1 protein-coding gene and 1 pseudogene are annotated in these 2,790 nt (G+C 70.8%); both read left to right on the forward strand.

Annotated features, from left to right (window positions below; translation table 11 throughout):
- Positions 1-423 (forward strand): annotated as a pseudogene (locus ABIS05_RS23840) (MFS transporter); the annotation flags it as partial.
- A 77-nt stretch (positions 424-500) separates the two neighbouring features.
- Positions 501-2,790: excinuclease ABC subunit UvrA (locus ABIS05_RS23845; RefSeq protein ID WP_348013487.1), on the forward strand; the 2,290-nt coding region annotated here is incomplete at its 3' end.

Consider the following 2,790-nt stretch of genomic DNA (forward strand, 5'->3'; position numbering starts at 1 on the left):
GCCGCGCTGGCCTACGCGGCCTTCAGCGGCGCGATGGCGGCCGGCCGTTTCGGCGGTGACTGGGTGCGCGCCCGCGTGGCGCCGCGCCGCCTGCTGCGGGCCAGCGGCGTGCTGGCCGCCGCCGGCATGGCCCTCGTGCTGGCGGTGCCGTCGGCCGGCATCGGGCTGCTCGGCTTCGCCCTCGTCGGCCTGGGCCTGTCCAACGTGGTGCCCATGCTGTTCAGCGCCGCCTCGCAGGTGCCCGGTGTGTCGCCCGCCCACGGCATTGCGGCCGTGTCGGGCGTGGGCTACCTGGGCATGATGGCCGGGCCGCCGTTGATCGGCCTCATCGCAGAGCACTCATCGCTGACCAGCGGGCTGATCGTCGTCGTCGTGTTCGCCGTCTTCATGGCGGTGTCGGCAAAGCGGGCGCTGAAGGGCTGACGCCACCGCCGTGCTGCGGGCGCACGTAGGCGCGGCGTCCTACAGATGGGCACGGCAGTGCCACGCATATTCAGCGCATGAGCAAGACATCGGGCTTCGTGTGCGTTCGCGGCGCGCGTGAACACAACCTGAAGAACGTCGATGTGGATGTGCCGCGCGACGCGCTGGTGGTGTTCAGCGGTATGTCCGGCTCGGGCAAGTCGTCGCTGGCCTTTTCCACCATCTACGCGGAGGCGCAACGGCGCTATTTCGAATCCGTCGCGCCCTATGCGCGCCGCCTCATCGACCAGGTCGGCGTGCCGGCGGTCGACAGCATCGAAGGCCTGCCGCCCGCCGTCGCCTTGCAGCAGCAACGCGGCACACCCAGCGCGCGTTCCTCGGTGGGCAGCGCCACGTCGTTGTCCAGCCTGCTGCGCATGCTCTATTCGCGCGCCGGCCACTACCCGCCCAAGCAGCCGATGCTCTACGCGGAGGACTTCTCGCCCAACACGCCGCAGGGCGCCTGCCCGACCTGCCACGGCCTGGGCCGCGTGTTCGAGGTGACTGAAGCGTCCATGGTGCCCGACCCGTCGCTGTCCATCCGCGAGCGCACCATCGCCGCCTGGCCGCCGGCCTGGCATGGCCAGAACCTGCGCGACATCCTCGTCACCCTCGGCCACGACGTCGACACCCCCTGGCGCGACCTGCCGAAGAAGACGCGCGACTGGATCCTCTTCACGGACGAACAGCCCACCGTGCCGGTGTACGCCGGCTTCACGCCCGCCGAGACGCGCGCCGCGCTGGCAGCCAAGATGGAGCCGAGCTACCAGGGCACCTTCATGGGTGCGCGCAAGTACGTGCTGCACACCTTCGCCACGACGCAGAGCGCGCTGATGAAGCGCCGCGTGTCGCGCTATATGGTGGCCAGCGACTGCGCCACCTGCGAGGGCAAGCGGCTCAAGCGCGAAGCGCTGTCGGTGACGTTCGAAGGGCGGGACATCGGCGAGCTGTCGCGCCTGCCGCTGCGCGAGTTGGCAGGCGTGCTGGGGGCGACCGCAGCCGGCGCGGCGCATGCGGCGGCGCAAGGCCATGGCGTCAGCCGCAAGGCTTCACAGGCGCACGCGGCCCAGCGCGTGGCGGCCGGCGGCAATGCGCACGCCGCAGCGCCCGACGTGCGGCGCACGCCCAACCTGTCGGAAGAAAAGCTCATCGCCGCGCAGCGCATCGCGCACGACATGCTGGCGCGCATCAAGACGCTGAACGAACTCGGCCTGGGCTATCTGTCGCTGGACCGAGGCACGCCGACGCTGTCCAGCGGCGAGCTGCAGCGCCTGCGCCTGGCCACGCAGATCCGCTCCAACCTCTTCGGCGTCATCTACGTGCTGGACGAGCCCTCGGCCGGCCTGCATCCCGCCGACGGCGAGGCGCTGCTGACGGCCTTGAAGGACCTAAAGGCGGCGGGCAATTCCCTCTTCGTCGTCGAGCACGACCTGAGCCTGATGCGCGAGGCGGACTGGCTCGTCGACGTCGGCCCCGACGCCGGTGAGTTGGGCGGCCAGGTGCTTTACAGCGGGCCGCCGGCCGGGCTCGAAGCGGTCGAAGCGTCTCGCACGGCGGCCTACTTGTTCCCGCGCGGCCGTGCAAAGCGTCCACCGCGCCGCGCACCACGCGGCTGGCTCAAGCTCGCTGGCGTGACGCGCAACAACCTGCGCGGCGTCGATGTCGACTTCCCGCTCGGCTGCTTCACCGCCGTGACCGGCATCTCGGGCTCGGGCAAGTCCAGCTTGGTCAGCCAGGCTTTGGTGGACCTCGTCAGCCAGGCGCTGGGCCACGAACCGCCCGCGCCGGCCGATGAGGACGATGGCGACGAACCGGCGCAGGAGATCACCCACGGCCGCATCAGTGCCGGCGCCGAGCACATCCGCCGCCTCGTTCAGGTCGACCAGAAACCCATCGGCCGCACGCCGCGTTCCAACCTGGCGACCTACACCGGGCTCTTCGACCATGTACGAAGATTGTTCGCGGCGACCAGGATGGCACGCTCGCGCCGCTACGACGCCGGACGCTTCTCGTTCAACGTCGCCAAGGGCCGCTGCGAGACCTGCGAGGGCGAGGGCTTCGTCAGCGTCGAGCTGCTCTTCATGCCGAGCGTCTATGCGCCTTGCCCGACGTGCCACGGCGCGCGCTACAACGGCAGGACGCTCGAGGTGACCTGGCGCGCCAGGAACATCGCCGACGTGCTGCGCATGACGGTCGACGAAGCCTGCGCCTTCTTCACCGACGAGCCCGCGGTGGCCAGGCCGCTCGCGCTGCTGCGCGACATCGGCCTCGGCTACCTGCGCCTCGGCCAGCCCGCGACCGAGCTCTCCGGCGGCGAGGCGCAGCGCA

It is taken from the genome of Roseateles sp., from assembly GCF_039929605.1.
Lineage (GTDB): Bacteria > Pseudomonadota > Gammaproteobacteria > Burkholderiales > Burkholderiaceae_C > Pelomonas.